Source organism: Citrobacter sp. CFNIH10, from assembly GCF_002934585.1.
GTDB classification, from domain to species: domain Bacteria; phylum Pseudomonadota; class Gammaproteobacteria; order Enterobacterales; family Enterobacteriaceae; genus Citrobacter_A; species Citrobacter_A amalonaticus.
Genome location: NZ_CP026213.1, coordinates 169,140 through 194,361, shown reverse-complemented (window position 1 = coordinate 194,361; position 25,222 = coordinate 169,140). Strand labels below are relative to the sequence as shown.

General features: G+C 56.2%; 28 protein-coding genes and 4 pseudogenes. 20 read left to right on the top strand and 12 right to left on the bottom strand.

Annotated features, from left to right (window positions below):
• The first annotated feature begins 6 nt into the window (after positions 1-6).
• Genes C2U53_RS02960 through C2U53_RS02945 form a run of 4 tightly spaced genes read left to right on the top strand, consistent with a single transcriptional unit; the run spans position 7 to position 3,621 of the window.
• The gene (locus C2U53_RS02960; RefSeq protein WP_000735066.1) at positions 7-891 is read left to right on the top strand and encodes a TrbG/VirB9 family P-type conjugative transfer protein; all 885 of its coding nucleotides are present in this window, start codon (positions 7-9) and stop codon (positions 889-891) included.
• Entirely contained in the window at positions 891-2,051 is a 1,161-nt protein-coding gene (gene virB10 / locus C2U53_RS02955; RefSeq protein WP_012561145.1) for a type IV secretion system protein VirB10, read from the top strand. The genes C2U53_RS02960 and virB10 overlap by 1 nt, the downstream gene beginning before the upstream one ends.
• A gap of 41 nt (positions 2,052-2,092) precedes the next feature.
• Positions 2,093-3,088 carry an ATPase, T2SS/T4P/T4SS family gene (locus C2U53_RS02950; protein WP_012561144.1) on the top strand — a complete coding sequence of 332 codons (996 nt, stop codon included), beginning with the start codon at positions 2,093-2,095 and terminating at the stop codon, positions 3,086-3,088.
• Positions 3,088-3,621 (top strand): phospholipase D family protein, encoded by a 534-nt coding sequence (locus tag C2U53_RS02945; protein WP_000792636.1) that lies wholly within the window; start codon positions 3,088-3,090, stop codon positions 3,619-3,621. The genes C2U53_RS02950 and C2U53_RS02945 overlap by 1 nt, the downstream gene beginning before the upstream one ends.
• A 172-nt stretch (positions 3,622-3,793) precedes the next feature.
• Here the strand turns inward: C2U53_RS02945 and C2U53_RS02940 are convergent, their stop codons facing one another.
• The 4 genes from C2U53_RS02940 to C2U53_RS02925 form a co-directional block, all read right to left on the bottom strand.
• Complete coding sequence (locus C2U53_RS02940) at positions 3,794-4,108, bottom strand: hypothetical protein (RefSeq protein ID WP_000091613.1); 315 nt, start codon at positions 4,106-4,108, stop codon at positions 3,794-3,796.
• A gap of 254 nt (positions 4,109-4,362) precedes the next feature.
• The gene (locus C2U53_RS02935) at positions 4,363-4,719 is read right to left on the bottom strand and encodes a cupin domain-containing protein (RefSeq protein ID WP_000215515.1); all 357 of its coding nucleotides are present in this window, start codon (positions 4,717-4,719) and stop codon (positions 4,363-4,365) included.
• Positions 4,709-5,110 carry a DUF86 domain-containing protein gene (locus tag C2U53_RS02930; protein WP_104445629.1) on the bottom strand — a complete coding sequence of 134 codons (402 nt, stop codon included), beginning with the start codon at positions 5,108-5,110 and terminating at the stop codon, positions 4,709-4,711. Before C2U53_RS02930 ends, C2U53_RS02935 begins: the two co-directional genes overlap by 11 nt.
• Positions 5,107-5,397, bottom strand: coding sequence for a nucleotidyltransferase family protein (locus tag C2U53_RS02925; protein ID WP_001247892.1), 291 nt, complete (start codon positions 5,395-5,397; stop codon positions 5,107-5,109). The genes C2U53_RS02930 and C2U53_RS02925 overlap by 4 nt, the downstream gene beginning before the upstream one ends.
• Before the next feature lie 158 nt (positions 5,398-5,555).
• On the opposite strand from C2U53_RS02925, the pseudogene C2U53_RS02920 reads away from it, so the two are divergent.
• Positions 5,556-5,729 (top strand): annotated as a pseudogene (locus C2U53_RS02920) (DUF4158 domain-containing protein); the annotation flags it as partial.
• Positions 5,730-5,761: 32 nt separating this feature from the next.
• Here C2U53_RS02920 and merR read toward each other — a convergent pair.
• The gene (gene merR, locus C2U53_RS02915; RefSeq protein WP_001166628.1) at positions 5,762-6,217 is read right to left on the bottom strand and encodes an Hg(II)-responsive transcriptional regulator; all 456 of its coding nucleotides are present in this window, start codon (positions 6,215-6,217) and stop codon (positions 5,762-5,764) included.
• A gap of 71 nt (positions 6,218-6,288) precedes the next feature.
• On the opposite strand from merR, the gene C2U53_RS02910 reads away from it, so the two are divergent.
• The 10 genes from C2U53_RS02910 to C2U53_RS02855 all read left to right on the top strand — a co-directional run bounded on the left by C2U53_RS02910 (position 6,289) and on the right by C2U53_RS02855 (position 14,725).
• Positions 6,289-6,639: a mercuric transport protein MerT gene (locus C2U53_RS02910; RefSeq protein WP_001294660.1), complete on the top strand. Its 351-nt coding sequence runs from the start codon at positions 6,289-6,291 to the stop codon at positions 6,637-6,639.
• Between the two features lie 15 nt (positions 6,640-6,654).
• A complete protein-coding gene (merP, locus tag C2U53_RS02905; RefSeq protein ID WP_000732276.1) occupies positions 6,655-6,930 on the top strand; it encodes a mercury resistance system periplasmic binding protein MerP in 276 nt (91 codons plus the stop codon).
• Between the two features lie 27 nt (positions 6,931-6,957).
• Positions 6,958-7,365, top strand: a complete 408-nt coding sequence (merC, locus tag C2U53_RS02900; protein WP_000522993.1) for an organomercurial transporter MerC — start codon at positions 6,958-6,960, stop codon at positions 7,363-7,365.
• A 38-nt stretch (positions 7,366-7,403) separates the two neighbouring features.
• A complete protein-coding gene (merA, locus tag C2U53_RS02895) occupies positions 7,404-9,086 on the top strand; it encodes a mercury(II) reductase (RefSeq protein ID WP_000281123.1) in 1,683 nt (560 codons plus the stop codon).
• A 17-nt stretch (positions 9,087-9,103) separates the two neighbouring features.
• On the top strand, positions 9,104-9,469 hold the full coding sequence (merD, locus tag C2U53_RS02890) for a mercury resistance co-regulator MerD (RefSeq protein ID WP_001277466.1): 366 nt from the start codon (positions 9,104-9,106) through the stop codon (positions 9,467-9,469).
• A complete protein-coding gene (gene merE / locus C2U53_RS02885) occupies positions 9,466-9,702 on the top strand; it encodes a broad-spectrum mercury transporter MerE (protein WP_001087807.1) in 237 nt (78 codons plus the stop codon). Before merD ends, merE begins: the two co-directional genes overlap by 4 nt.
• A gap of 65 nt (positions 9,703-9,767) precedes the next feature.
• Complete coding sequence (locus C2U53_RS02875) at positions 9,768-9,980, top strand: DUF3330 domain-containing protein (RefSeq protein ID WP_000993245.1); 213 nt, start codon at positions 9,768-9,770, stop codon at positions 9,978-9,980.
• Between the two features lie 129 nt (positions 9,981-10,109).
• Positions 10,110-10,667: a recombinase family protein gene (locus C2U53_RS02865; protein WP_001162012.1), complete on the top strand. Its 558-nt coding sequence runs from the start codon at positions 10,110-10,112 to the stop codon at positions 10,665-10,667.
• A gap of 2 nt (positions 10,668-10,669) precedes the next feature.
• Positions 10,670-13,642 carry a Tn3 family transposase gene (locus C2U53_RS02860; protein ID WP_001138073.1) on the top strand — a complete coding sequence of 991 codons (2,973 nt, stop codon included), beginning with the start codon at positions 10,670-10,672 and terminating at the stop codon, positions 13,640-13,642.
• A 78-nt stretch (positions 13,643-13,720) separates the two neighbouring features.
• Positions 13,721-14,725 carry an IS110-like element IS4321 family transposase gene (locus C2U53_RS02855; RefSeq protein ID WP_000427623.1) on the top strand — a complete coding sequence of 335 codons (1,005 nt, stop codon included), beginning with the start codon at positions 13,721-13,723 and terminating at the stop codon, positions 14,723-14,725.
• Between the two features lie 283 nt (positions 14,726-15,008).
• On the opposite strand, the pseudogene C2U53_RS02850 reads toward C2U53_RS02855, so the two are convergent.
• The 4 genes and pseudogenes from C2U53_RS02850 to sul2 all read right to left on the bottom strand — a co-directional run.
• Positions 15,009-15,494 (bottom strand): annotated as a pseudogene (locus C2U53_RS02850) (IS110 family transposase); the annotation flags it as partial.
• Between the two features lie 157 nt (positions 15,495-15,651).
• Positions 15,652-16,488, bottom strand: coding sequence for an aminoglycoside O-phosphotransferase APH(6)-Id (locus C2U53_RS02845; RefSeq protein WP_000480968.1), 837 nt, complete (start codon positions 16,486-16,488; stop codon positions 15,652-15,654).
• Entirely contained in the window at positions 16,488-17,291 is an 804-nt protein-coding gene (gene aph(3'')-Ib, locus C2U53_RS02840) for an aminoglycoside O-phosphotransferase APH(3'')-Ib (RefSeq protein WP_001082319.1), read from the bottom strand. Before aph(3'')-Ib ends, C2U53_RS02845 begins: the two co-directional genes overlap by 1 nt.
• A 60-nt stretch (positions 17,292-17,351) precedes the next feature.
• Positions 17,352-18,167, bottom strand: coding sequence for a sulfonamide-resistant dihydropteroate synthase Sul2 (gene sul2 / locus C2U53_RS02835; protein ID WP_001043260.1), 816 nt, complete (start codon positions 18,165-18,167; stop codon positions 17,352-17,354).
• A gap of 329 nt (positions 18,168-18,496) precedes the next feature.
• Here sul2 and C2U53_RS30235 point away from each other — a divergent pair.
• Positions 18,497-18,601, top strand: a pseudogene (locus C2U53_RS30235) (Arm DNA-binding domain-containing protein); the annotation flags it as partial.
• A gap of 253 nt (positions 18,602-18,854) precedes the next feature.
• On the opposite strand, the gene C2U53_RS02820 reads toward C2U53_RS30235, so the two are convergent.
• The 3 genes and pseudogenes from C2U53_RS02820 to C2U53_RS02805 form a co-directional block, all read right to left on the bottom strand.
• Positions 18,855-19,859 (bottom strand): IS110-like element IS5075 family transposase, encoded by a 1,005-nt coding sequence (locus tag C2U53_RS02820; protein ID WP_000427619.1) that lies wholly within the window; start codon positions 19,857-19,859, stop codon positions 18,855-18,857.
• A 78-nt stretch (positions 19,860-19,937) separates the two neighbouring features.
• Positions 19,938-21,704 (bottom strand): annotated as a pseudogene (locus C2U53_RS02815) (Tn3 family transposase); the annotation flags it as partial.
• 51 nt (positions 21,705-21,755) lie between these two features.
• Complete coding sequence (locus C2U53_RS02805; protein ID WP_001067855.1) at positions 21,756-22,460, bottom strand: IS6-like element IS26 family transposase; 705 nt, start codon at positions 22,458-22,460, stop codon at positions 21,756-21,758.
• On the opposite strand from C2U53_RS02805, the gene C2U53_RS02800 reads away from it, so the two are divergent.
• From C2U53_RS02800 to C2U53_RS02785, 4 genes are read left to right on the top strand one after another with little or no spacing between them, the layout of a single operon-like run.
• A complete protein-coding gene (locus tag C2U53_RS02800; protein ID WP_172740552.1) occupies positions 22,451-23,143 on the top strand; it encodes an AAA family ATPase in 693 nt (230 codons plus the stop codon). The genes C2U53_RS02805 and C2U53_RS02800 overlap by 10 nt on opposite strands.
• A gap of 17 nt (positions 23,144-23,160) precedes the next feature.
• On the top strand, positions 23,161-23,874 hold the full coding sequence (locus C2U53_RS02795) for a type IV secretion system protein (RefSeq protein ID WP_001749960.1): 714 nt from the start codon (positions 23,161-23,163) through the stop codon (positions 23,872-23,874).
• 7 nt (positions 23,875-23,881) lie between these two features.
• Positions 23,882-24,109, top strand: coding sequence for an IncN-type entry exclusion lipoprotein EexN (gene eexN, locus C2U53_RS02790; RefSeq protein ID WP_001749959.1), 228 nt, complete (start codon positions 23,882-23,884; stop codon positions 24,107-24,109).
• A gap of 15 nt (positions 24,110-24,124) precedes the next feature.
• Entirely contained in the window at positions 24,125-25,165 is a 1,041-nt protein-coding gene (locus C2U53_RS02785) for a type IV secretion system protein (protein ID WP_001749958.1), read from the top strand.
• The last annotated feature ends 57 nt before the right edge of the window (positions 25,166-25,222 follow it).

The following is a 25,222-nucleotide window of genomic DNA, read 5'->3' as shown; positions in this document are numbered from 1 at the left end:
TGCCCCATGAAAAAACTACTTCTTTCAGCAGTCGTTTTGTCAGTCCTGGGAGGCGCGGCCACTAACGTTATGGCGCTTGAGGTTGGCCGCAATTCTCCTTATGACTATCGCATTAAAAGCGTTGTTTATAACCCTGTTAATGTGGTCAAAATTGACGCTATCGCCGGTGTGGCTACCCACATTGTTGTCGCGCCTGACGAAACCTATATCACTCATGCTTTTGGCGATTCTGAAAGCTGGACGTTTGCGCACAAAATGAACCATTTTTTTGTGAAGCCGAAACAGGCCATGAGTGATACCAACCTGGTGATCGTCACCGATAAGCGCACCTATAACATCGTCCTCCATTTCATCGGTGAAGAAACGAAGAAAAATGCAGACGGTACGGTATCAAAATCCTTTATTGAAACGCCGTGGGCTGTGCGCCAGGCCGTTCTTCAGCTGACCTATGAATATCCGTTTGAGCAGCAGGAAAAAGCCAAAAGCGCGGCTGATAAAAAACGCATTACGCAGAAGCTGAAGCAGACGGCTTTTGCGGGGGCGAAGAACTATCAGTACGTAATGAGCGAACAGCCTGAAATGCGCAGCATCCAGCCGGTTCACGTCTGGGATAACTACCGCTTTACCCGGTTTGAGTTTCCGGCCAATGCGGAGTTACCGCAGGTCTACATGATCTCGGCCAGTGGCAAAGAAACGCTGCCTAACTCTCATGTTGTGGGTGAGAACCGCAACATCATCGAGGTGGAAACCGTCGCTAAAGAGTGGCGTATTCGTCTGGGCGATAAAGTCGTTGGCGTTCGTAATAATAATTTCGCGCCGGGCGCCGGTGCGGTAGCAACCGGTACGGCTTCCCCGGATGTGCGCAGGGTTCAAATTGGGGAGGATAACTGATGGCCCGTAAAAGTGTCGATGTAGATCAGGAACTCGATGAAAACACCGGAGACGGTGAATTTGAAAGCGAGCGTGGCGGATTTAATGGCAGTAACCGCCGTTCGGCTCCTGGTATGAAAGCCTTTGTCATACTGATGGCGCTGCTTGCTTTGGTATTCATCGGGATTACGGTCATGGGTAAAATTCGCGCCCCGGCTAAAGCTGAAGCTGATAAAGACGGTGGTAAAGCGCAACAGGCCAATACACTGCCAAACTACAGCTTTAACAGCGATCCTGATGTTAATAAACCTGCAACTGCGCAGAATAGCGCCACTGATGCCCGTGCTGTGCAGGCTGCCGCACAGGCAGATGCAGATGCGGGCAGCAGCAATACCGGCGCGCGTACCTCTAATAAGCGTAAAGAACCTTCGCCTGAAGAACTGGCTATGCAGCGTCGTCTGGGCGGCGAGCTGGCCCAGACTAATCAGGCGGCTACAAGCAATAGTCCCGGAGTGCAGCCCCAGGACAACGAAACAAGCGAAGGTAGTTCAGCACTCGCTAAAAACCTGACTCCTGCAAGGCTGAAGGCTAGCCGCGCTGGAGTCATGGCTAATCCCAGCCTGACTGTTCCGAAAGGCAAAATGATCCCCTGTGGTACCGGCACCGAGCTGGATACCACTGTTCCGGGTCAGGTTTCCTGCCGGGTTTCACAGGACGTTTACTCAGCTGATGGACTCGTTAGGCTGATTGATAAAGGCTCATGGGTTGACGGGCAGATTACCGGTGGTATCAAAGACGGCCAGGCGCGCGTGTTTGTTCTCTGGGAGCGTATCCGCAATGACCAGGACGGAACAATCGTTAATATTGACAGTGCCGGAACGAACTCACTCGGCAGCGCGGGGATTCCGGGCCAGGTGGATACCCATATGTGGGAGCGTCTGCGTGGTGCGATCATGATTTCGTTGTTCTCTGACACCTTAACGGCGCTGGTTAACCAGACGCAGAGTAATAACATTCAGTACAACAGTACAGAAAACAGCGGTGAGCAGCTGGCGTCTGAAGCACTCCGCTCTTACATGTCTATCCCCCCTACCCTCTACGATCAGCAGGGTGATGCGGTGAGCATTTTTGTTGCCCGCGACCTCGATTTCAGCGGCGTTTATACGCTCGCAGACAACTAAAAAAGTGGGCGCTTAGCGCCCGCTTTTCTTCAGGAGTAATCATGACTGATGCAGCTTTCTATCAACTTGGCCCACTGCGCGAGTATTTAGAAGATCCTACTGTTTTTGAAATTCGCATTAACTGCTTTCAGGAAGTTATCTGTGATACGTTCAGCGGCCGCAGGGTTGTGCAGAACGCGGCAATTACGGCAGATTTTATTAGGAACCTTGCTAAATCGTTGGTGAGCAGCAACAAGCTGACCATGCAGGCCATTAATGACGTGATCCTGCCTGGCGGGATCAGGGGCGTTATCTGTCTGCCCCCTGCGGTGATTGACGGTACAACGGCCGTAGCGTTTCGTAAGGATTTGGCGGCCGATAAAAATCTGGAGCAGCTGACCCGCGAGGGGATTTTCAGTGACTGCCGGAAGATTACCGGCAGCAAGCAAAGCCTAACGGATGATGATTTTTTCCTTAAAGAGCTGCACAGCAGCGAAAAATGGCCCGCATTCCTGCAAACCGCCGTTGAGAAGAAACGCACTATCGTGATCTGCGGTGAAACCGGGTCGGGGAAAACGGTACTCACGCGCGCGCTGTTAAAATCGCTACATAAAGACGAGCGTGTAATTATTTTAGAGGACGTTCACGAAGTCACGGTCGATCACGTTGTAGAAGCCGTTTATATGATGTACGGCGATGCAGGAAAGATCGGCCGCGTCAGCGCCACTGATGCCCTGCGAGCCTGTATGCGTCTGACACCGGGCCGTATCATCATGACTGAGCTTAGGGATGATGCTGCGTGGGATTATCTTAAAGCACTTAATACCGGCCATCCAGGCGGTGTTATGTCAACGCACGCTAACTCTGCGCGCGATGCCTTTAACCGTATTGGGCTGCTTATCAAGGCGACCCCTATCGGCCGTATGCTCGATATGAGCGATATTATGCGAATGCTCTACTCCACCATTGACGTTGTGGTGCATATGGAAAAGCGGAAAATCAAAGAAATTTATTTTGACCCTGAATATAAAATGCAGTGTGTGAACGGGAGCCTGTAATGAAAAACTTAGCAACCTGGCTTCTGGCCGCAGCATTTACGACAGCCGCCCTGCCCGCCTTTGCGGTGGAACCATCCGTTCAGGTTGGCTACTCGCCTGAAGGAAGCGCCCGCGTTCTCGTCCTGAGCGCCATTGACTCCGCAAAAACCTCGATACGGATGATGGCTTATTCTTTTACCGCCCCGGATATTATGAAAGCACTGGTAGCAGCCAAAAAACGGGGAGTTGATGTGAAAATCGTAATTGATGAAAGGGGCAATACGGGGCGCGCCAGCATTGCGGCCATGAACTACATAGCGAACAGCGGCATCCCTTTGCGTACTGACAGTGATTTCCCTATCCAGCATGACAAGGTGATCATCGTGGATAATGTGACCGTTGAAACTGGCAGCTTTAATTTCACCAAAGCGGCCGAAACGAAAAACTCGGAGAATGCGGTGGTGATCTGGAACATGCCTAAGCTCGCTGAATCATTCCTCGAACACTGGCAAGACCGCTGGAATCGGGGGAGAGACTACCGTTCCAGCTACTGAATACTGACCGCCAAAAGGCGGTTTTTTTGTTCAAAGAAACTGATCTCAGTATCGCGCCCGGGGCAGCTGGCCAACGTCGCCGGCATCGCGCCGGCAAAAATCGAAAAACAGAAATATCAGCAAGATAGCTTAAACAGGTGTCGGGAAATTTCGTTGAGATATTTTGAAGGAATCACAGTGTAAGCAGGCGCTTTTTCAGGGAGGCGCGTTCTTGCGGGTTGCGTCCCTTGTGATTGGCGATGCGATCCGCCGTGGCGGCCTGGCGCTTGACGGGCCAGTAGGAGCGGCCATCCTTGCCCATCGACCAGACGCTGCTGGCCTGGTTTTCCAGCAGGGGCAGATGGGCGCTCAGGGCTTCGGGCGACGCGCTGGTCAGCGCCGTGCGCTCACGGGTGCGCCAGCGCTGATGCCAGAGCTTCTTGTCCTCGCGCTCGCTGCCGCAGGTCGTGTGCCCGACGATGGGTGTTTTGCGGCGGCTGCGGCTCATAACGTAGTGGTCTCCAAGAACATTCAGGACTGATCCCAGGCGTCGATGGTCAAGACCTGATCGGCAGGACAGGCGGCTACGCGGTCGGGAACTGGATGGTGTTCAGTCTCATGCCGACCCCATTCGATTGATCGCGTCGCTTGCGGCACGCTGCGACGCAAGGAGGTTTGCGACCTGGTTTAGCAGCCGTGTCCGCTGCATGTCTGTTACCTATCTCCCCGACCGCTCATTGGACCAACTCCAGAGATTGGGCTCTATCGCTCAGCCAATACGAAACCGGCATTGGCTGATGCCACAACCGAGACTAACACAAATGGCTCGGTACCTGTATTTCGCGCCCCGTGCACTTGGCCCGGTCTTGCCACGGCTATCTCACCTTCCCTGAGGGCACGAACAATCCCATTGCCCTGAAAGTAATCAGCCATTCCCGACAAAACAGTCCACGTGTCTTGGCCGTGAGGATGAATGTGAGCCGCAATTTCCTGCCCGGGATGGACATGCCAAACCACGATAATTGAGTCTCGGGTTTCAAGCACAACGGAACGAATAGGCTCGCCTTCGGACGGCTGAACATACTCGGCTACAGAAAATATTCTCGATTCAACAGTCATCGGAGATCCCTCTTTCACAGTTGTCGTTACGGTCTTCATCGTCGGCATCCTGACGCACGGCGGGCAATTGCTGGAGCAACGCCGGCAGCCATTCCTGTACCGTCTCCCACACCACATCGAGGTTGATGTCGAAATAGCCGTGAGCCATGCGATTACGCATATTGCGCATGCTGCGCCACGGCACGTCGGCATGCGCCTGGGTGAACTCGACGTAGCCATCCATCACCTTTGTGGCCGCCTCGCCGATGACGATCAGGCTCATGATGACGGCCTGCTGGGTGCGCTTGTCGGCCAAGAAGTCGTCCTTGGCCATCCCTTCCACGAAGCTGCGCACATCGGTTGCGGCCTGCTGAATGTGGTCGAGGTAATCGGGCAGGCGGTTCTCGCTCATATCGGTTGCGCCTCCGCGAGCACCTTGGCCCGGAACTTCGGCGGCAGGTCGCCGGGAGTCAGCAGATCGACGTCAACGCCGAGCAGCGATTTCAGTTCTTCTTCCAAATCGCCCAAGTCCAACAACGTGGCACCGGGCAGCGCATCGACCAACAGGTCGAGGTCGCTGCCATCCCGGTCGGTGCCATGCAGCACCGAGCCGAAGACGCGCGGGTTCGCGGCGCGAAAGCGGCCTACCGCTTCACGCACTGCGCTTCGCTTCATGTCAAGCACAACAGACGGTCGCATGCGCATCCTTTCTTATCGAAACTCGTTGAGATGATATGCAATCAAGAATAGAATTTCAAGAACTATTTTCGAGAATCGCAATGCCTTGATTCCCGTGCCGCGCCGGTTGCCTTGGCGGGCTTGTCACAAACCTACGTTTTCAAGAAGAAGGAAACCGCATGCCCCGCCGTTCGATCCTCTCCGCCGCCGAGCGCGAAAGCCTGCTGGCGTTGCCGGACACCAAGGATGAGTTGATCCGTCACTACACGTTCAGCGAAAGCGACCTCTCCATCATCCGGCAGCGGCGCGGCCCGGCCAATCGGCTGGGCTTCGCGGTGCAGCTCTGCTACCTGGGGTCGTCTCAGAATTCGGAAAATAAAGCACGCTAAGGCGTAGTCACCCCGTGACTCCCCCGCGCCGATGCAGCGAGCTTCGTTCCGTCTTGCAGTGACGCAATCAGCGGGCAGGAAACGTTCCCTTTCCGCGCGTGGCAGGCGCACACCAGTTCAGACAGCACGGCCTCCATGCGTGCCAAGTCGGCCATCTTCTCGCGCACATCCTTGAGCTTGTGCTCGGCCAGGCCGCTGGCTTCCTCGCAATGGGTGCCATCCTCCAGCCGCAGTAGCTCGGCGATTTCGTCCAGGCTAAAGCCCAGCCGCTGGGCCGATTTCACGAACCGCACTCGTGTTACATCCGCCTCGCCATAGCGGCGAATGCTGCCATAGGGCTTGTCTGGCTCTGGCAGCAGGCCCTTGCGCTGGTAGAACCGGATGGTCTCCACATTGACCCCGGCCGCCTTGGCAAAAACGCCAATGGTCAGATTCTCAAAATTAATTTGCATATCGCTTGACTCCGTACATAACTACGGAAGTAAGCTTAAGCTATCCAAACCAAATTTGAAAGGACAAGCGTATGTCTGAACCACAAAACGGGCGCGGCGCGCTCTTCGCCGGTGGGCTGGCCGCCATTCTTGCGTCGGCCTGCTGCCTGGGGCCGCTGGTTTTGATCGCCTTGGGGTTCAGCGGGGCATGGATCGGCAACCTGACGGTGCTGGAACCCTATCGCCCGATCTTCATCGGCGCAGCGCTGGTCGCGCTGTTTTTCGCCTGGCGGCGCATCTACCGCCCGGCGCAAGCCTGCAAACCGGGTGAGGTCTGCGCGATTCCCCAAGTGCGAGCTACTTACAAGCTCATTTTCTGGATCGTGGCCGCGCTGGTCCTGGTCGCGCTCGGATTTCCCTACGTCATGCCATTTTTCTATTAATCACAGGAGTTCATCATGAAAAAACTGTTTGCCGCCCTCGCCCTCGCTGCCGTTGTTGCCCCCGTGTGGGCCGCCACCCAGACCGTCACGCTGTCCGTACCGGGCATGACCTGCTCCACCTGCCCGATCACCGTCAAGAAGGCGATTTCCAAGGTCGAAGGCGTCAGCAAAATTGACGTGACCTTCGAGACACGCGAAGCGGTTGTCACGTTCGATGATGCCAAGACCAGCGTGCAGAAGCTGACCAAGGCAACCGGAGACGCGGGCTATCCGTCCAGCGTCAAGCAGTGAGCCACTGAACCCGAACCTGGGGCGATCATGGGACTGATTACACGCATTGCCGACAAGGCTGGCGCGCTTGGCAGCGTTGTTTCCGCGATGGGATGCGCTGCCTGTTTCCCGGCTATCGCCAGCCTGGGCGCGGCCATCGGCCTTGGCTTTCTACAGGAATACGAAGGGTTGTTTATCTCCAAGCTGCTGCCGCTGTTCGCAGTCGTGGCTTTGCTGGCGAATGCACTGGGCTGGCTGAGTCATCGGCAATGGTACCGCAGCCTGCTCGGGATGGTCGGCCCAGCCATCGTGCTGGCGGCCATGCTCTTGTTTTTTGGCAATTGGTGGACGGCGAACCTCCTCTATGTCGGTCTGGCCTTGATGATCGGGGTGTCGATCTGGGATCTGCTCTCACCGGCCAACCGCCGCTGCGAACTACCACCCAAACACGGCTAACTGCATTGGCAGTTGCCGAAACGAAAAGGAACGATGCAATGTATTTGAATATCACCGGAATGACCTGCGACTCGTGCGCGACACATGTCAAGGACGCCCTGGAGAAAGTGCCGGGCGTGCTGTCGGCGCTCGTGTCCTACCCGAAAGGCTCCGCGCAACTCGCCACCGATCCCGGCACCTCGCCAGAGGCGCTGACCGCCGCTGTGGCCGGCCTCGGCTACAAGGCCACACCCGCCGATGCCCCATCCACTTCAGCGCGGGGCAGACTGCTTGGCAAGGCGCTGGGATGGCTGGGCGGTGGCGACAAGGCTGGTGGTGATGGGGACGGACTGCACGTCGCCGTTATTGGCAGCGGCGGAGCCGCGATGGCGGCGGCGCTGAAGGCCGTCGAGCAAGGTGCGAACGTCACGCTGATCGAGCGCGGCACCATCGGCGGTACTTGCGTCAATGTCGGCTGCGTGCCGTCCAAGATCATGATCCGCGCTGCCCATATCGCCCATTTGCGCCGTGAAAGCCCATTCGACAGTGGCATCGCGGCGACTGTGCCTGCGATTGATCGCAGCAAACTACTGGCCCAGCAGCAGGCGCGCGTCGATGAGCTGCGCCACGCCAAGTACGAAGGCATCCTGGACAGCAACCCGGCCATCACCGTGCTGCATGGTGAAGCGCGTTTCAAGGACGACCAGAGCCTTGCCGTCCGTTTAAACGATGGCGGCGAGCGTGTGGTGGCGTTCGACCGCTGCCTGGTCGCCACGGGTGCCAGCCCGGCCGTGCCGCCGATTCCGGGCCTGAAAGAGTCACCCTACTGGACTTCCACCGAGGCCCTGGTCAGCGACACCATTCCCGAGCGCCTGGCCGTGATCGGCTCGTCTGTGGTGGCGCTGGAACTGGCGCAAGCCTTTGCCCGGCTGGGCAGCAAAGTGACGATCCTGGCACGCAGCACGCTGTTCTTCCGCGAAGACCCGGCCATCGGCGAGGCCGTTACAGCCGCGTTCCGTGCCGAAGGGATCAAGGTATTGGAATACACGCAAGCCAGCCAGGTCGCGCATGTGGACGGCGAATTCGTGCTGACCACCGGGTACGGTGAAATACGCGCCGACCAGCTGCTGGTCGCCACTGGCAGGGCACCGAACACGCGCAGCCTGGCATTGGAAGCGGCGGGAGTCGCTGCCAATGCGCAGGGGGCCATCGTCATCGACAAGGGCATGCGCACCAGTACGCCACACATTTATGCGGCTGGCGACTGCACCGACCAGCCTCAGTTCGTCTATGTGGCGGCAGCGGCCGGCACCCGTGCTGCGATCAACATGACTGGCGGCGATGCGGCCCTGGACCTGACCGCAATGCCGGCCGTGGTGTTCACCGACCCGCAGGTCGCCACCGTGGGCTACAGCGAGGCGGAAGCACATCACGACGGGATCGAGACCGACAGTCGCACCTTGACCTTGGACAACGTGCCGCGTGCGCTTGCCAACTTCGACACACGCGGCTTCATCAAGCTGGTCATCGAGGAAGGTAGCGGACGGCTCATCGGCGTGCAAGCGGTGGCCCCGGAAGCGGGTGAACTGATCCAGACGGCGGTGCTCGCCATTCGCAACCGTATGACCGTGCAGGAACTGGCCGACCAATTGTTCCCCTACCTGACCATGGTCGAAGGGCTGAAGCTCGCGGCGCAGACCTTCAGCAAGGACGTGAAGCAGCTTTCGTGCTGCGCCGGATGAGGAAAAGGAGGTGTTCAATGAGCGCCTACACAGTGTCCCGGCTGGCCCTTGATGCCGGGGTGAGCGTGCATATCGTGCGCGACTACCTGCTGCGCGGATTGCTACGGCCGGTCGCGTACACCACGGGCGGCTACGGCTTGTTCGATGACACCGCGTTGCAACGGCTGCGCTTTGTACGGGCTGCCTTCGAAGCGGGTATCGGCCTGGACGCACTGGCGCGGCTGTGCCGGGCGCTGGATGCTGCGGACGGTGACGGTGCGTCTGCGCAGCTTGCCGTGTTGCGGCAACTCGTCGAGCGTCGGCGCGAGGCCCTGGCCAGCCTCGAAATGCAACTGGCCGCCATGCCAACCGAACCGGCACAGCACGCGGAGAGTCTGCCATGAACAGCCCAGAGCACTTGCCGTCTGAGACGCACAAACCGATCACCGGCTACTTGTGGGGCGCGCTGGCCGTGCTCACCTGTCCCTGCCATTTGCCGATTCTCGCCATTGTGCTAGCCGGCACGACGGCCGGCGCGTTCATCGGGGAGCACTGGGGTATTGCAGCCCTCACGCTGACCGGCTTGTTTGTCCTGTCTGTGACGCGGCTGCTGCGGGCCTTCAAGGGAAGATCATGACCGCTTCCCAGCCAGCCGAGAGTGGGCAGCTTTGAGCTTCGCTACCAATCTGGAGGAGTACCACCATGAACGCAAACGCCCCGAACACTGCCAGTTGCACCACCTGCTGCGTATGCTGCAAAGAAATTCCGCTCGATGCCGCCTTCACCCCGGAAGGCGCGGAATACGTCGAACATTTCTGCGGGCTGGATTGCTATGAACGCTTCCAGGCACGCGCCAAGGCCGCGACAGAATCTGACATTGCGCCTGTCCCTGGCGGTTCGCAGCCGTCAGATTGAGGCATACCCTAACTTGATGCCAGATGCCATGTGCAAACGATGTCAGAATAGAGTTAAATTTCCTATTGATTGACATATTCCGTCAAAGGTAATAGATTTCATCCTGACACTTTTGCCTTTGGAGGCATCTTGCAAGGTCAACGCATCGGCTATGTCCGCGTCAGCAGCTTCGACCAGAACCCGGAACGGCAATTGGAGGGTGTTCAGGTGGCGCGGGTGTTCACCGACAAGGCTTCTGGCAAGGACACCCAGCGTCCCGAGCTGGAAAGGCTGCTGGCCTTCGTCCGCGAGGGCGACACCGTGGTGGTGCATAGCATGGACAGGCTGGCACGCAACCTTGATGACCTGCGCCGCATCGTCCAAGGGCTGACACAACGGGGCGTGCGCATGGAGTTCGTCAAAGAAGGGCTGAAGTTCACCGGCGAGGACTCACCGATGGCCAATCTGATGCTGTCGGTCATGGGAGCCTTCGCTGAGTTCGAGCGCGCCCTGATCCGCGAACGTCAGCGCGAGGGAATCGTGCTGGCCAAGCAGCGCGGTGCCTACCGGGGACGAAAGAAATCGCTGAACAGCGAACAAATTGCCGAGTTGAAACGGCGAGTTGCGGCAGGCGACCAAAAAACCTTGGTGGCCCGTGACTTCGGCATCAGCCGCGAAACCTTGTACCAGTACCTGCGGGAAGACTGACCATGCCACGCCGCTCAATCCTGTCCGCCACCGAGCGCGAAAGCCTGCTGGCACTGCCAGATGCCAAAGACGAACTGATACGGCACTACACGTTCAACGAAACCGACCTGTCGGTGATCCGTCAGCGTCGCGGCGCCGCGAATCGATTGGGCTTCGCTGTGCAGCTTTGCTACTTGCGATTCCCTGGCACCTTTTTGGGCGTCGATGAGCCTCCGTTTCCGCCCCTGTTGCGCATGGTGGCCGCGCAACTCAAGATGCCAGTGGAAAGTTGGAGCGAGTACGGCCAGCGCGAACAGACACGGCGGGAGCACTTGGTCGAGCTGCAAACGGTTTTTGGGTTCAAGCCCTTCACCATGAGCCACTATCGGCAAGCCGTGCATACATTGACCGAGCTGGCCTTGCAGACCGACAAAGGCATCGTGCTGGCGAGCGCACTTGTCGAGAATCTGCGGCGGCAGAGCATTATCCTGCCCGCCATGAATGCCATCGAGCGCGCAAGCGCCGAGGCCATCACCCGTGCCAACCGACGCATTTACGCGGCGCTGACCGATTCTTTGTTATCACCCCACCGTCAGCGCCTGGACGAACTTCTCAAGCGCAAGGACGGCAGTAAAGTGACGTGGCTGGCATGGCTGCGCCAGTCGCCTGCCAAACCGAACTCTCGCCACATGCTCGAACATATTGAGCGCCTGAAATCCTGGCAAGCACTTGATCTGCCCGCAGGCATCGAGCGGCAGGTTCACCAGAACCGCCTGCTCAAAATCGCTCGTGAAGGTGGCCAGATGACGCCTGCTGATCTGGCAAAGTTCGAGGTGCAACGACGCTATGCCACGCTGGTAGCGCTGGCCATCGAAGGCATGGCCACCGTCACCGATGAAATCATCGACCTTCACGATCGCATCATCGGCAAGCTGTTCAACGCGGCCAAGAACAAGCATCAGCAGCAGTTCCAGGCTTCCGGCAAGGCGATCAACGACAAGGTGCGGATGTATGGGCGCATCGGTCAAGCGTTGATTGAGGCCAAGCAAAGCGGCAGCGATCCGTTCGCCGCCATCGAGGCCGTTATGCCCTGGGACACCTTCGCCGCCAGCGTCACCGAAGCGCAAACATTGGCGCGGCCTGCCGACTTTGATTTCCTGCACCACATCGGTGAAAGCTATGCCACGCTACGCCGCTACGCGCCGCAGTTCCTGGGCGTGCTCAAATTGCGGGCTGCGCCCGCCGCCAAGGGTGTGCTCGATGCCATCGACATGCTGCGCGGCATGAACAGCGACAGCGCGCGCAAGGTGCCCGCCGATGCGCCAACCGCATTCATCAAGCCGCGCTGGGCAAAGCTGGTTCTGACCGACGACGGCATCGACCGGCGTTACTACGAGTTATGCGCCCTGTCGGAGCTGAAGAACGCGCTGCGCTCCGGTGATGTCTGGGTGCAGGGTTCTCGCCAGTTCAAGGACTTCGACGAATACCTGGTGCCGGTCGAGAAGTTCGCCACTTTGAAGCTGGCCAGCGAATTGCCGCTGGCAGTGGCCACCGACTGCGACCAATACCTGCATGACCGGTTGGAATTGTTGGAGGCGCAACTCGCCACAGTCAACCGCATGGCTGCGGCCAACGACTTACCGGATGCCATCATCACCACCGCGTCAGGCCTGAAGATCACGCCGCTGGACGCGGCAGTACCAGACGCCGCGCAAGCCATGATCGACCAGACAGCTATGCTGCTGCCGCACCTCAAAATCACCGAGTTGCTGATGGAGGTCGATGAATGGACGGGCTTCACCCGCCACTTCACACACCTGAAGACCAGCGACACGGCCAAGGACAAAACCTTGCTGTTGACGACGATCCTGGCCGACGCGATCAACCTGGGTCTGACCAAAATGGCCGAGTCCTGCCCTGGCACCACCTACGCCAAGCTGTCTTGGCTGCAAGCCTGGCACATCCGCGATGAAACCTATTCGACGGCGCTGGCCGAGCTGGTGAATGCGCAGTTTCGGCAACCCTTCGCCGGCAACTGGGGTGACGGCACCACGTCATCGTCGGACGGCCAGAACTTCAGAACCGGCAGCAAAGCAGAAAGCACTGGTCATATCAACCCGAAGTATGGAAGCAGTCCAGGACGGACTTTCTACACCCATATCTCCGACCAGTACGCGCCCTTCAGTGCCAAGGTGGTCAACGTGGGCATTCGTGATTCAACTTACGTGCTTGATGGCCTGCTGTACCACGAGTCGGACTTGCGCATCGAGGAACACTACACCGACACGGCAGGCTTCACCGATCACGTGTTTGGCTTGATGCATTTGCTGGGATTTCGCTTCGCGCCGCGTATCCGTGACTTGGGCGAAACCAAGCTATTCATCCCCAAGGGCGATGCCGCCTATGACGCGCTCAAGCCGATGATTAGCAGCGACAGGCTGAACATCAAGCAAATACGCGCCCATTGGGATGAAATTCTGCGGCTGGCCACCTCCATCAAGCAAGGCACGGTAACGGCTTCGCTGATGCTGCGCAAACTCGGCAGCTACCCGCGCCAGAACGGCTTGGCCGTGGCGTTGCGCGAGCTGGGGCGCATCGAGCGCACGCTGTTCATTTTGGATTGGCTGCAAAGCGTGGAGCTGCGCCGCCGCGTCCATGCGGGGCTGAATAAGGGCGAGGCGCGCAACGCGCTGGCCAGGGCGGTCTTCTTCTACCGATTGGGTGAAATCCGCGACCGCAGTTTTGAGCAGCAGCGCTACCGGGCCAGCGGCCTCAATCTGGTGACGGCGGCCATCGTGTTGTGGAACACGGTATATCTGGAGCGTGCCACCAGTGCTTTGCGTGGCAACGGCACGGCGCTGGACGACACATTGTTGCAATATCTGTCGCCGCTGGGGTGGGAGCACATCAACCTGACCGGCGATTACCTATGGCGCAGCAGCGCCAAAGTCGGTGCGGGGAAGTTTAGGCCATTGCGACCGCTGCCACCGGCTTAGCGTGCTTTATTTAATGAGATGGTCACTCCCTCCTTCCCGGTACTATGCTGAGGACAGGCTTTCATTCGGAGAACTATCATGGAAAACATTGCGCTCATTGGTATCGATCTGGGTAAAAACTCTTTCCATATTCATTGCCAGGATCGTCGCGGGAAGGCTGTTTACCGTAAAAAATTTACCCGGCCAAAGTTGATCGAATTTTTGGCGACATGCCCCGCTACAACCATCGCAATGGAAGCCTGTGGCGGTTCTCACTTTATGGCACGCAAGTTGGAAGAGTTGGGGCATTCCCCAAAGCTGATATCACCACAATTTGTCCGCCCGTTCGTTAAAAGCAATAAAAACGACTTTGTCGACGCCGAAGCTATTTGTGAAGCTGCATCGCGTCCGTCTATGCGTTTTGTGCAGCCCAGAACGGAATCTCAGCAGGCAATGCGGGCTCTGCATCGTGTCCGTGAATCCCTGGTTCAGGATAAGGTAAAAACAACCAATCAAATGCATGCTTTTCTGCTGGAATTTGGCATTAGCGTTCCCCGAGGAGCTGCCGTTATTAGCCGACTGAGTACCATTCTTGAGGATAATAGTTTGCCTCTTTACCTCAGCCAGTTATTGCTGAAATTACAACAGCATTATCACTATCTTGTTGAGCAGATTAAAGATTTGGAATCCCAGTTGAAACGAAAGTTGGACGAAGATGAGGTTGGACAGCGCTTGCTGAGCATTCCCTGCGTCGGAACACTGACAGCGAGTACTATTTCAACTGAGATTGGCGACGGGAAGCAGTACGCCAGCAGCCGTGACTTTGCGGCGGCAACAGGGCTTGTACCTCGGCAGTACAGCACGGGAGGTAGGACGACATTGCTGGGAATTAGTAAGCGAGGTAATAAAAAGATCCGAACTTTGTTGGTTCAATGTGCCAGGGTATTCATACAAAAACTGGAACACCAGTCTGGCAAATTGGCCGATTGGGTCAGGGATTTACTGTGCCGGAAAAGCAACTTTGTCGTCACTTGTGCTCTGGCAAACAAGCTGGCCAGAATAGCCTGGGCCCTAACGGCACGACAGCAAACTTATGTAGCATAACGGCAGAAATACACCGGTTTAAAGAATTACTGATCTGGTTTTGCGAATACTGATATTGATGATACTAACGGCCCACCGGCCTGTTGAGGAACCTGTAAAACGGAAAGGCTCATTGAAGCCGTATATTTTCTGGAGGTTCATCAGGCGCGGAACTCATCAAGGCGCGGGAATAAAATCCCATTCAGACGCCGGATAGATTCAAGCAAGCCAACTTGTCGTCAAAATCGGTGTTGCAAAAACGGGAGTGACCATAGATTCCGTTTTCTGAGACGACCCCAATATGACGTAGAGCATCAGTGCTTTGTGGGGCGATAATCCCAAATTCGGATACCAGACCCCGAAGACGGTTATACGTTGCCGTTCTTTCCTGGATAAATCCCTGCCTTGTCCGATGCAAGCACTGCATTGCCTGCTGACTTTCGTCTTTGACGGGTACAAAGCGCATATGCGGCCGCTGCACAGCCTCACAAATAGCTATTGCATCAGCTGCATCATTTTTCCCGGTCTTACCCGCCATGCGATAGGGTGAGACAAATTTTGGGGCCATCAACCGGACATCATGGCCATACTGCCTGAATAATCTTGCCCAATAGTGGGCACCCGAGCAGGCTTCCATTCCAATTACACAGGGAGGTAAACCTGCGATGAGTTCAGGAAGTGCTGCACGTGACACCTTGGGTTTAACCAGAACTGCTTTACCATTTTGGTCAACGCAGTGAACTGCAAACACATTTTTAGCAAGATCGATACCGACAGTAGTGATGGTCATAACGAATCTCTCTGGGTCAATATTTACCCCATGATTGCACGAAAGTTAATCAGGTGCATATCCAGGGGAAGTCCCTTCCATTCGCTAAGGCTTTGGCCAGCGATATTCTCCGGTGAGATTGATGTGTTCCCAGGGGATAGGAGAAGTCGCTTGATATCTAGTATGACGTCTGTCGCACCTGCTTGATCGCGGCCGCGATAGCTAGATCGCGTTGCTCCTCTTCTCCATCCGCGTTCCAAGCTGCGGAAAGGCACCCATAAGCGTACGCCTGGTCGAGCAGGCGACGCGGATCGACGTCCAGCGCACGAGAGAATGCGTCCGCCATCTGTGCAATGCGTCTAGGATCGAGACAAAGGTCGTCTCTGTCAGCCGGATCGTAGAACATATTGGCGGCGCCAAAGCCCACTTCACCGACCAGACCGACGGGATCTATCACCAGCCAGCCGCGACTGGAGAACATGATGTTTTCATGATGCAGATCGCCATGTAGCCCACGCAGTTCCGAGGCATTGCTCATCATTTGATCGGCTATAATCGCCGCGTGGACGTAGTCAGTTTGACAACCTGCGTTTTGATCATCGCGCGCCCGCTGAAACAAAGCTGCAAAGCGATCCCGGATCGGGAGAAGGGCAGAAGGCAGGGGTTCCTCAGATGCGGCATACAGCTTCGCCATTAGTTCCGCTGCAATTTCGGTCGCCTGGTAGTCGCCGTGCTCGGCAACGATGTGAGAGAGCATTCGCTCCCCGGCATATTCGAGCAACATCAGATTGTTCTCACGACCGAGCAACCGGACTGCTCCCCTCCCATTGCGCCATACCAGATAGTCGGCCCCGCGCAGTTCATCAGCAATGTCTTCTATAGGTTTCAATCCCTTGACGATTGCAGGAGTCCCGTCTGGCAATGAAACTTTCCAAACGAGGCTGGAAAAGGTGTCCGCAATGAGAACAGGTTGCGAAACGTGCCAATGAGCAGGAAAAACAGGCGGCATGAACATCAACCCCAAGTCAGAGGGTCCAATCGCAGATAGAAGGCAAGGCGTTCGCGGTCGGGGGCTTCGATCCCCAATACATTGAATAGGACAGCGAAGGCGCGCTCTGCTTCATCTGGCGCTGCCCAGTTCTCTTCGGCGTTAGCAATCATGAGTGCCAAATCGGCATAGCGATCTGCTGTTCCGAGCCGCCCAAGGTCGATCAGACCCGTGCATTGAAGAGTTTTAGGGTCCACCATGAAGTTCGGCATGCAGGGATCACCATGGCAAACAACCATATCGGTGCGCTCTTGGTCGAGCCGCACCGGTAGCTCTCGTTCGACACGAGCCAAAAGATCGAGCTGCGGCGTACTCTTGTCCTCGTCCGGTAAGAAGTCGGGATTGACGGCATTGCGGGACACCACATCAACGGCGCGTCCGAACATTCGCGACAGCCTGCGCTCAAACGGACATTGATCAACCGATAGGCTGTGAACAGCGCCAAGTTGCTGCCCCATTGACGGCCACGCTTTGAGCAAATCCGCTCCAGACAGATCAGCCGCCGGTACTCCCGGAATTGCCGTTATCACCAAGCATGCACCCTCCTGTTCCTCCTGCCAGTTGATGACCTCGGGGCAAGCCACACCTCGACCTTTGAGCCAAATGAGGCGGTCACGCTCTCCAGCGAGCTCACCGCGGCGGGAAGCAGGTGCGATTTTCGCGAAGGCATGCCCGTCACCACGTCGAAAAACAAAATCACCAGATTCTCCGCCTCTGACAGGCAACCAGTCAGAATGCGATTCACCAAAAAAAATATTAGTTCGATTCAATGGAGGTTCCTTCAGTTTTCTGATGAAGCGCGAATATAGAGAAATATCCCGAATGTGCAGTTAACGAATTCTTGCGGTTTCTTTCAGCGCCGCCAATACCGCCAGCCCGTCGCGCAAGGGGCGCGGCTCGTGTGTGCGGATGAAGTCAGCTCCACCTGCGGCGGCGGCAAGCTCTGCAGCGAGTGTCGCGGCCCCGACATCCCCCGGACCACGGCCTGTGAGCGCGCGCAGAAAGGATTTGCGCGAAACAGACAGAAGCACCGGCAAATCGAAGCGCAGCCGCAATTCATCGAACCGCGCCAGCACCGAGAGCGAGGTTTCGGGAGCAGCCCCCAGAAAAAACCCCATGCCGGGATCAAGGACAAGGCGGTTGCGTTTGATACCGGCACCCGTCAGCGCCGCGATGCGCGCGTCAAAGAACGCCGCAATGTGATCCATGATGTCGCCAGCGGGTGCCTCGCGCCGATCTGCCTGCCCGTCTTGCACCGAATGCATAACGACGAGTTTGGCAGATGATTTCGCCAATTGCGGATAGAACGCAGCGTCTGGAAAACCGCGAATATCATTGAGATAGGCCACACCACGCGACAAGGCATAGGCTTGCGTCGCGGGTTGATAACTGTCGAGCGAGACGGGAATGCCATCTGCCTTGAGCGCGTCCAGCACCGGCGCGATACGCGCGATTTCTGTGTCGGACGAAACAGGCGCGGCGTCGGGATTGCTGGATGCCGGACCGAGGTCGATCACATCTGCCCCCTCGGCCATCAGCTTACGCGCCTGCGCAATGGCTGCGTCTGGCGCCAGATACCGGCCTCCATCGGAGAAACTGTCCGAGGTTATGTTGACGATGCCGAAAATGATGAGCGATTTATTCATGGGGGCTTCTATAATAATAATAATCGAGCATGAGTCTCATACGGATGCTCGGGTCGAAAGGGAATCCCCAGGCGAGTAACCTGTTTGCGGTGCTCCATTAGCTGCAGGAGCAGAATAGCATACATCTGGAAGCAAAGCCAGGAAAGCGGCCTATGGAGCTGTGCGGCAGCGCTCAGTAGGCAATTTTTCAAAATATTGTTAAGCCTTTTCTGAGCATGGTATTTTTCATGGTATTACCAATTAGCAGGAAAATAAGCCATTGAATATAAAAGATAAAAATGTCTTGTTTACAATAGAGTGGGTATCGGAGACGAAGAAGGACAAGGTACATGCTGACCGATACCAAGCTGCGCAATCTCAAGCCCAGGGACAAACTCTACAAAGTGAATGACCGGGAAGGTCTCTATGTGGGGGTCGCCTCAGAAAACGGAATCTATGGTCACTCCCGTTTTTGCAACACCGATTTTGACGACAAGTTGGCTTGCTTGAATCTATCCGGCGTCTGAATGGGATTTTATTCCCGCGCCTCGATGAGTTCCGCGCCTGATGAACCTCCAGAAAATATACGGCTTCAATGAGCCTTTCCGTTTTACAGGTTCCTCAACAGGCCGGTGGGCCGTTAGTATCATCAATATCAGTATTCGCAAAACCAGATGAATGATTGTTTAAACTGGTGTATTTCTGCCTTTATGCTTCGTAAGTTTGCTGTCGCGCCGTCAGTGCCCAGGCTATTCTGGCCAGCTTGTTTGCCAGAGCACAGGTGACGACAAAGTTGCTTTTCCGACACAACAACTCCCTGACCCAGTCGGCCAACTTGCCAGACTGGTGTTCCAGTTTTTGTATGAATACCCTGGCACACTGAACCAACAAAGTTCGGATCTTTTTGTTGCCCCGCTTGCTAATCCCTAACAATGTCGTCCGACCTCCCGTGCTGTACTGTCGGGGTACCAGCCCTGTTGCCGCCGCAAAGTCACGGCTGCTGGCGTACTGCTTCCCGTCGCCAATCTCAGTTGAAATAGTACTGGCAGTCAGCGTTCCAACGCAGGGAATACTCAGCAAGCGCTGTCCAACCTCATCTTCGTCCAACTTTCGTTTCAACTGAGATTCCAGATCTTTAATCTGCTCAACAAGATAGTGATAATGCTGTTGTAATTTCAGCAGTAACTGGCTGAGATAAAGAGGCAAACTACTGTCCTCAAGAAGGGTACTCAGTCGACTAATAACGGCAGCACCTCGCGGAACGCTGATACCAAATTCCAGCAGAAAAGCATGCATCTGATTAGTTGTTTTCACCTTATCCTGAACCAGGGATTCACGGACACGATGCAGAGCTCGCATTGCCTGCTGAGATTCGGTTCTGGGCTGCACGAAACGCATAGATGGACGTGATGCTGCTTCACAGATAGCTTCAGCATCAACGAAGTCATTTTTGTTGCTTTTAACGAATGGGCGGACAAATTGCGGTGATATCAGCTTTGGAAAATGCCCTAACTCTTCCAGCTTGCGTGCCATAAAGTGAGAACCGCCACAGGCTTCCATCGCGATGGTTGTTGCCGGGCATGTCGCCAGAAATTCGATTAGCTTTGGTCGGGTGAATTTTTTACGGTAAACGGCCTTCCCACGATGATCCTGACAATGAATATGGAAAGAGTTCTTACCCAGATCGATACCAATAAGCGCAATGTTTTCCATGATGGTTCTCCGAATGAAAGCCTGTCCTCAGCATAGTACTGGGAAGGAGGGAGTGACCATCTCATTAAATAAAGCACGCTAAGCCGGTTGCAGCGGTCGTAGCGGCCTGAACTTGCCCGCGCCGATCTTGGCGCTGCTGCGCCAGAGGTAATCGCCGGTGAGGTTGATGTGCTCCCAACCGAGCGGCGACAGGTACTGCAACAGCGCGTCATCAACGGCATGGCCGTTGCCACGCAGCGCGTGCGCAGCCCGTTCCAGATAGACCGTGTTCCACAACACGACGGCAGCCGTTACCAGATTGAGGCCGCTAGCCCGGTAGCGCTGCTGCTCGAAACTGCGGTCGCGGATTTCACCCAGGCGGTTGAAAAACACTGCCCTGGCCAGCGCATTGCGCGCCTCGCCCTTGTTCAGGCCGGCATGCACGCGGCGGCGCAGTTCCACGCTTTGCAGCCAGTCCAGGATGAACAGCGTGCGCTCGATGCGGCCCAGCTCGCGGAGCGCCACGGCCAGGCCGTTCTGGCGTGGGTAGCTGCCGAGCTTTCGGAGCATCAGGGAGGCCGTCACCGTGCCCTGCTTGATCGAGGTGGCCAGCCGCAGGATTTCGTCCCAATGGGCGCGGACGTGCTTGATGTTGAGCGTGCCGCCGATCATGGGTTTCAGCGCGTCATAGGCGGCGTCGCCCTTCGGGATGTAGAGCTTGGTGTCGCCCAGGTCGCGGATGCGCGGCGCGAAGCGGAAGCCCAGGAGGTGCATCAGGGCGAAGACGTGATCGGTGAAGCCCGCCGTGTCGGTGTAATGCTCCTCGATCCGCAAGTCGGACTCGTGGTACAGCAGGCCGTCGAGCACGTAGGTCGAATCGCGCACGCCGACGTTCACGACCTTGGTGTGAAATGGCGCGTACTGGTCAGAAATGTGGGTGTAGAACGTCCGCCCTGGGCTGCTCCCGTATTTCGGGTTGATGTGGCCGGTGCTCTCGGCCTTGCTGCCGGTGCGGAAGTTCTGGCCGTCCGACGATGAGGTGGTGCCGTCGCCCCAGTGCTCGGCGAAGGGATGGCGGAACTGTGCGTTGACCAGATCGGCCAGCGCCGCCCCGTAGGTTTCGTCGCGGATGTGCCAGGCTTGCAGCCAAGCCAGCTTGGCGTAGGTCGTGCCGGGGCAAGACTCCGCCATCTTGGTCAGGCCCAGGTTGATCGCGTCGGCGAGGATCGTGGTCAGCAACAGGTTCTTGTCTTTGGCCGGGTCGCCCGATTTCAGATGCGCGAAATGCCGAGTGAAGCCCGTCCATTCGTCCACCTCCAGCAGCAGTTCGGTGATCTTGACGTGCGGCAGGATCATTGCCGTCTGGTCGATCAGCGCTTGGGCGGTGTCGGGTACCGCCGCGTCGAGCGGCGTGATCTTCAAGCCTGACTCGGTGATGATGGCGTCCGGCAGCTCGTTGGCCGTCGCCATACGGTTGACGGTGGCAAGCTGTGTTTCCAGCAGCGTCAGCCGGTCGTTCAGGTACCGGTTGCAGTCGGTGGCCACGGCCAGCGGCAATTCGCTGGCCTGCTTGAGGCTGGCGAATTTCGCGGGCGGCACCAGGTAGTCCTCGAAGTCCTTGAACTGGCGCGACCCCTGCACCCAGATGTCGCCGGAACGCAACGCGTTCTTCATCTCCGACAGCGCGCACAGTTCGTAGTAGCGCCGGTCGATGCCGGTGTCGGTCATGACCAGCTTCTGCCAGCGCGGCTTGATGAACTCGGTCGGCGCGTCGGCGGGCACCTTGCGGGCGTTGTCGCTGTTCATGCCGCGCAGCACCTCGATGGCGTCGAGCACGTCCTTCGCGGCGGGAGCGGCCCGCAGCTGGCACTGTTGCAAAGTTAGCGATGAGGCAGCCTTTTGTCTTATTCAAAGGCCTTACATTTCAAAAACTCTGCTTACCAGGCGCATTTCGCCCAGGGGATCACCATAATAAAATGCTGAGGCCTGGCCTTTGCGTAGTGCACGCATCACCTCAATACCTTTGATGGTGGCGTAAGCCGTCTTCATGGATTTAAATCCCAGCGTGGCGCCGATTATCCGTTTCAGTTTGCCATGATCGCATTCAATCACGTTGTTCCGGTACTTAATCTGTCGGTGTTCAACGTCAGACGGGCACCGGCCTTCGCGTTTGAGCAGAGCAAGCGCGCGACCATAGGCGGGCGCTTTATCCGTGTTGATGAATCGCGGGATCTGCCACTTCTTCACGTTGTTGAGGATTTTACCCAGAAACCGGTATGCAGCTTTGCTGTTACGACGGGAGGAGAGATAAAAATCGACAGTGCGGCCCCGGCTGTCGACGGCCCGGTACAGATACGCCCAGCGGCCATTGACCTTCACGTAGGTTTCATCCATGTGCCACGGGCAAAGATCGGAAGGGTTACGCCAGTACCAGCGCAGCCGTTTTTCCATTTCAGGCGCATAACGCTGAACCCAGCGGTAAATCGTGGAGTGATCGACATTCACTCCGCGTTCAGCCAGCATCTCCTGCAGCTCACGGTAACTGATGCCGTATTTGCAGTACCAGCGTACGGCCCACAGAATGATGTCACGCTGAAAATGCCGGCCTTTGAATGGGTTCATGTGCAGCTCCATCAGCAAAAGGGGATGATAAGTTTATCACCACCGACTATTTGCAACAGTGCCTTTTTGGCTTCGATTTATCCGAGTTTATCGCAGCCAAAGAGGAAGTATCCAGCCCGGCCCGTACTCCGCTCATGATGTACCTTCTGTACCGGGTACGTGACTCCATCGACGGCAAACGCCGCGTCATTCAGTGCTTTGACGAGTTCCACGCCTACCTTGACGATCCGGTTATCGAGCGTGAAGTTAAGCGTGGTATCAAAACTGACCGTAAGAAAGACGCTATCTATGTGTTTGCCACGCAGGAGCCGAACGATGCGCTGTCCAGCCGTATTGGCCGCACGATCATGTCGCAGACCGTCACAAAAATCTGCCTGCGCGATCCGGAAGCTATCCGAGAGGATTATGCCTTCCTTACTGATGCTGAATACGACGCGCTGATGTCGATTACCGAACACTCCAGACAGTTCCTGGTTAAACAAGGGCAACAGTCTGCGATTGCTTCTTTCAATCTCTACCCTCGCAACAGCGACGATATTGATGCAGATATTAAGACAATGGACAACGTTCTTAGCGTGTTGTCCGGTGAACCACAAAACGCCGAAATTGCGCATGAGCTGGTTGAACGGCTCGGTAATGACCCTGAAGTATGGCTCAAAGAATACTGGCGCCTGACGGCTTAACAACGAGGCAAAACACCATGAAAAAAACACTGACGGCAGTATTGCTGACCACCGGCCTGATTCTGGGAGGCGCGCAAAGCGCTTCCGCAGGCATCATCGTGACCAACCCTACTGAGCTGGCTAAACAGGTCGAGCAGCTTCAGCAAATGGCGCAGCAGCTGGAGCAGCTTAAAAGCCAGCTGCAAACGCAGAAAAATATGTATGAGTCGATGGCAAAGACAACCAACCTGGGCGATCTGCTGGGGACGTCTACCAGCACGCTGGCAAATAATTTGCCGGACAACTGGAAGGAGATCTACAGCGACGCCATGAACTCCAGTTCTTCCGTCACGCCTTCAGTTAACAGCATGATGGGCCAGTTTAATGCGGAAGTTGACGACATGACGCCCAGCGAAGCAATTACCTACATGAACAAAAAGCTGGCTGAAAAAGGCGCTTATGACCGCGTTATGGCAGAAAAAGCCTACAACAACCAGATGCAGGAACTAACCGATATGCAGGAGCTGACGGAGCAGATTAAAACGACTCCAGACCTGAAATCGATTGCTGACTTACAGGCCCGTATCCAGACGTCACAGGGTGCTATTCAGGGTGAGCAGGCGAAGCTGAATCTGATGAACATGTTGCAGCAGTCACAGGACAAGCTATTACGTGCGCAGAAAGAACGTGCCACCCACAATTTTGTTTTTGGAACCGGCGGGGACGTTACCGCGTCACCTTCAATTAACTGAGGTAATTATGAAAAAACTACTGCTTGTTATCCCTTTCCTCCTGGTGGCCTGCGATGCCTCGCATGACGTGGAGTGGTACAAAAAACATGAGAAAGAGCGCAAGGCAACAATTCAGGAATGCAAGAAAGACGCGGATGAACTTCAGAAACCTGATTGCAAAAACGCGCGCGAAGCCGATCGTCAGCTGTTTGTGTTCGGCAAAAAAGACGGCGAAATCAATTCACCGAAAATTTAGGAGTAAGGAGGCAATATGGCATTCACCCTAGTCGCAGACATTTTCGCAAAAGTAGACGGGGCGATTACGTCAATGGTGAGCGCCAATGTTGCCACCATTATCTCTGATGTAACGCCTCTGATTGCCACCTGTCTGACAATCAAGCTGATGGTTCAGGGGATGTACTCAGCGTTTAATCCGGGGGCGGGCGACAGCCTGAGTTCGCTGATTAAAGAGTATCTTTCCATAGCCCTTATCCTGAGCTTTGCAACGGCGGGCGGCTGGTATCAACAGGAACTGGTCAACGTGGCGCTTCACCTGCCGGATGATTTTGCCGGGATACTGTCTGCCCCTAATAAAGTCGGTGCAAGTGGCGTACCGGCGATTATTGATAGCGGTATTGAAAAAGGTATCAAGATCGTCAACACCGCATGGGAAGCCGCAGACGTGTTTTCATCGAGCGGCCTGGCCGCGTATGCCATTGGCGGCATTATGATGATTGCTACCGTTGTGCTGGGCGGCCTCGGTGCGGGCTTTGTGATCATGGCTAAGATCCTTCTGGCCGTTACGCTTTGTTTTGGCCCGATTGCAATCTTCTGCCTGCTGTGGGGAGCGACAAAAAACATCTTTGCTCGCTGGCTGGCGTCGGTCATTAACTATGGCCTTGTCGTCGTCATTCTTGCGCTCGTGTTTGGTTTCATCATGCAGATGTTCGACAACCTCCTGTCCTCGATGAACTCTGATGCCGCTTACTCATCAATCACTGGTTCTATCTCCGCCTTATTACTGACGGTCATTTCCGTTTTCGTTCTGTTCCAGATTCCGCAAATTGCCGCCAGCTGGGGTAGCGGTATCAGCGCCGGAGTTGCTGACGCCGCACGCTCTACGGGTTCTTCCATGCAGGCGCTTGGCAATATGGGCAGCCACGGCATGTTTGGCGGTAATGCGTTCAGAGGCGGTAACAGTGGCGGCGGCCAGCAATCGGCAGGTGGAGGAAGTGGCAGCAACAGCGGAGGAAGCAGTGGTTCTAATTTAAGTGGTAAGGCAAGGGGCAGTCGCGGGAAGAAGGCTGCATAAAATTAAAACAAAAGTCGTTGAAATTGCAATTTCGGCGACTTATTATAATTAGTACGT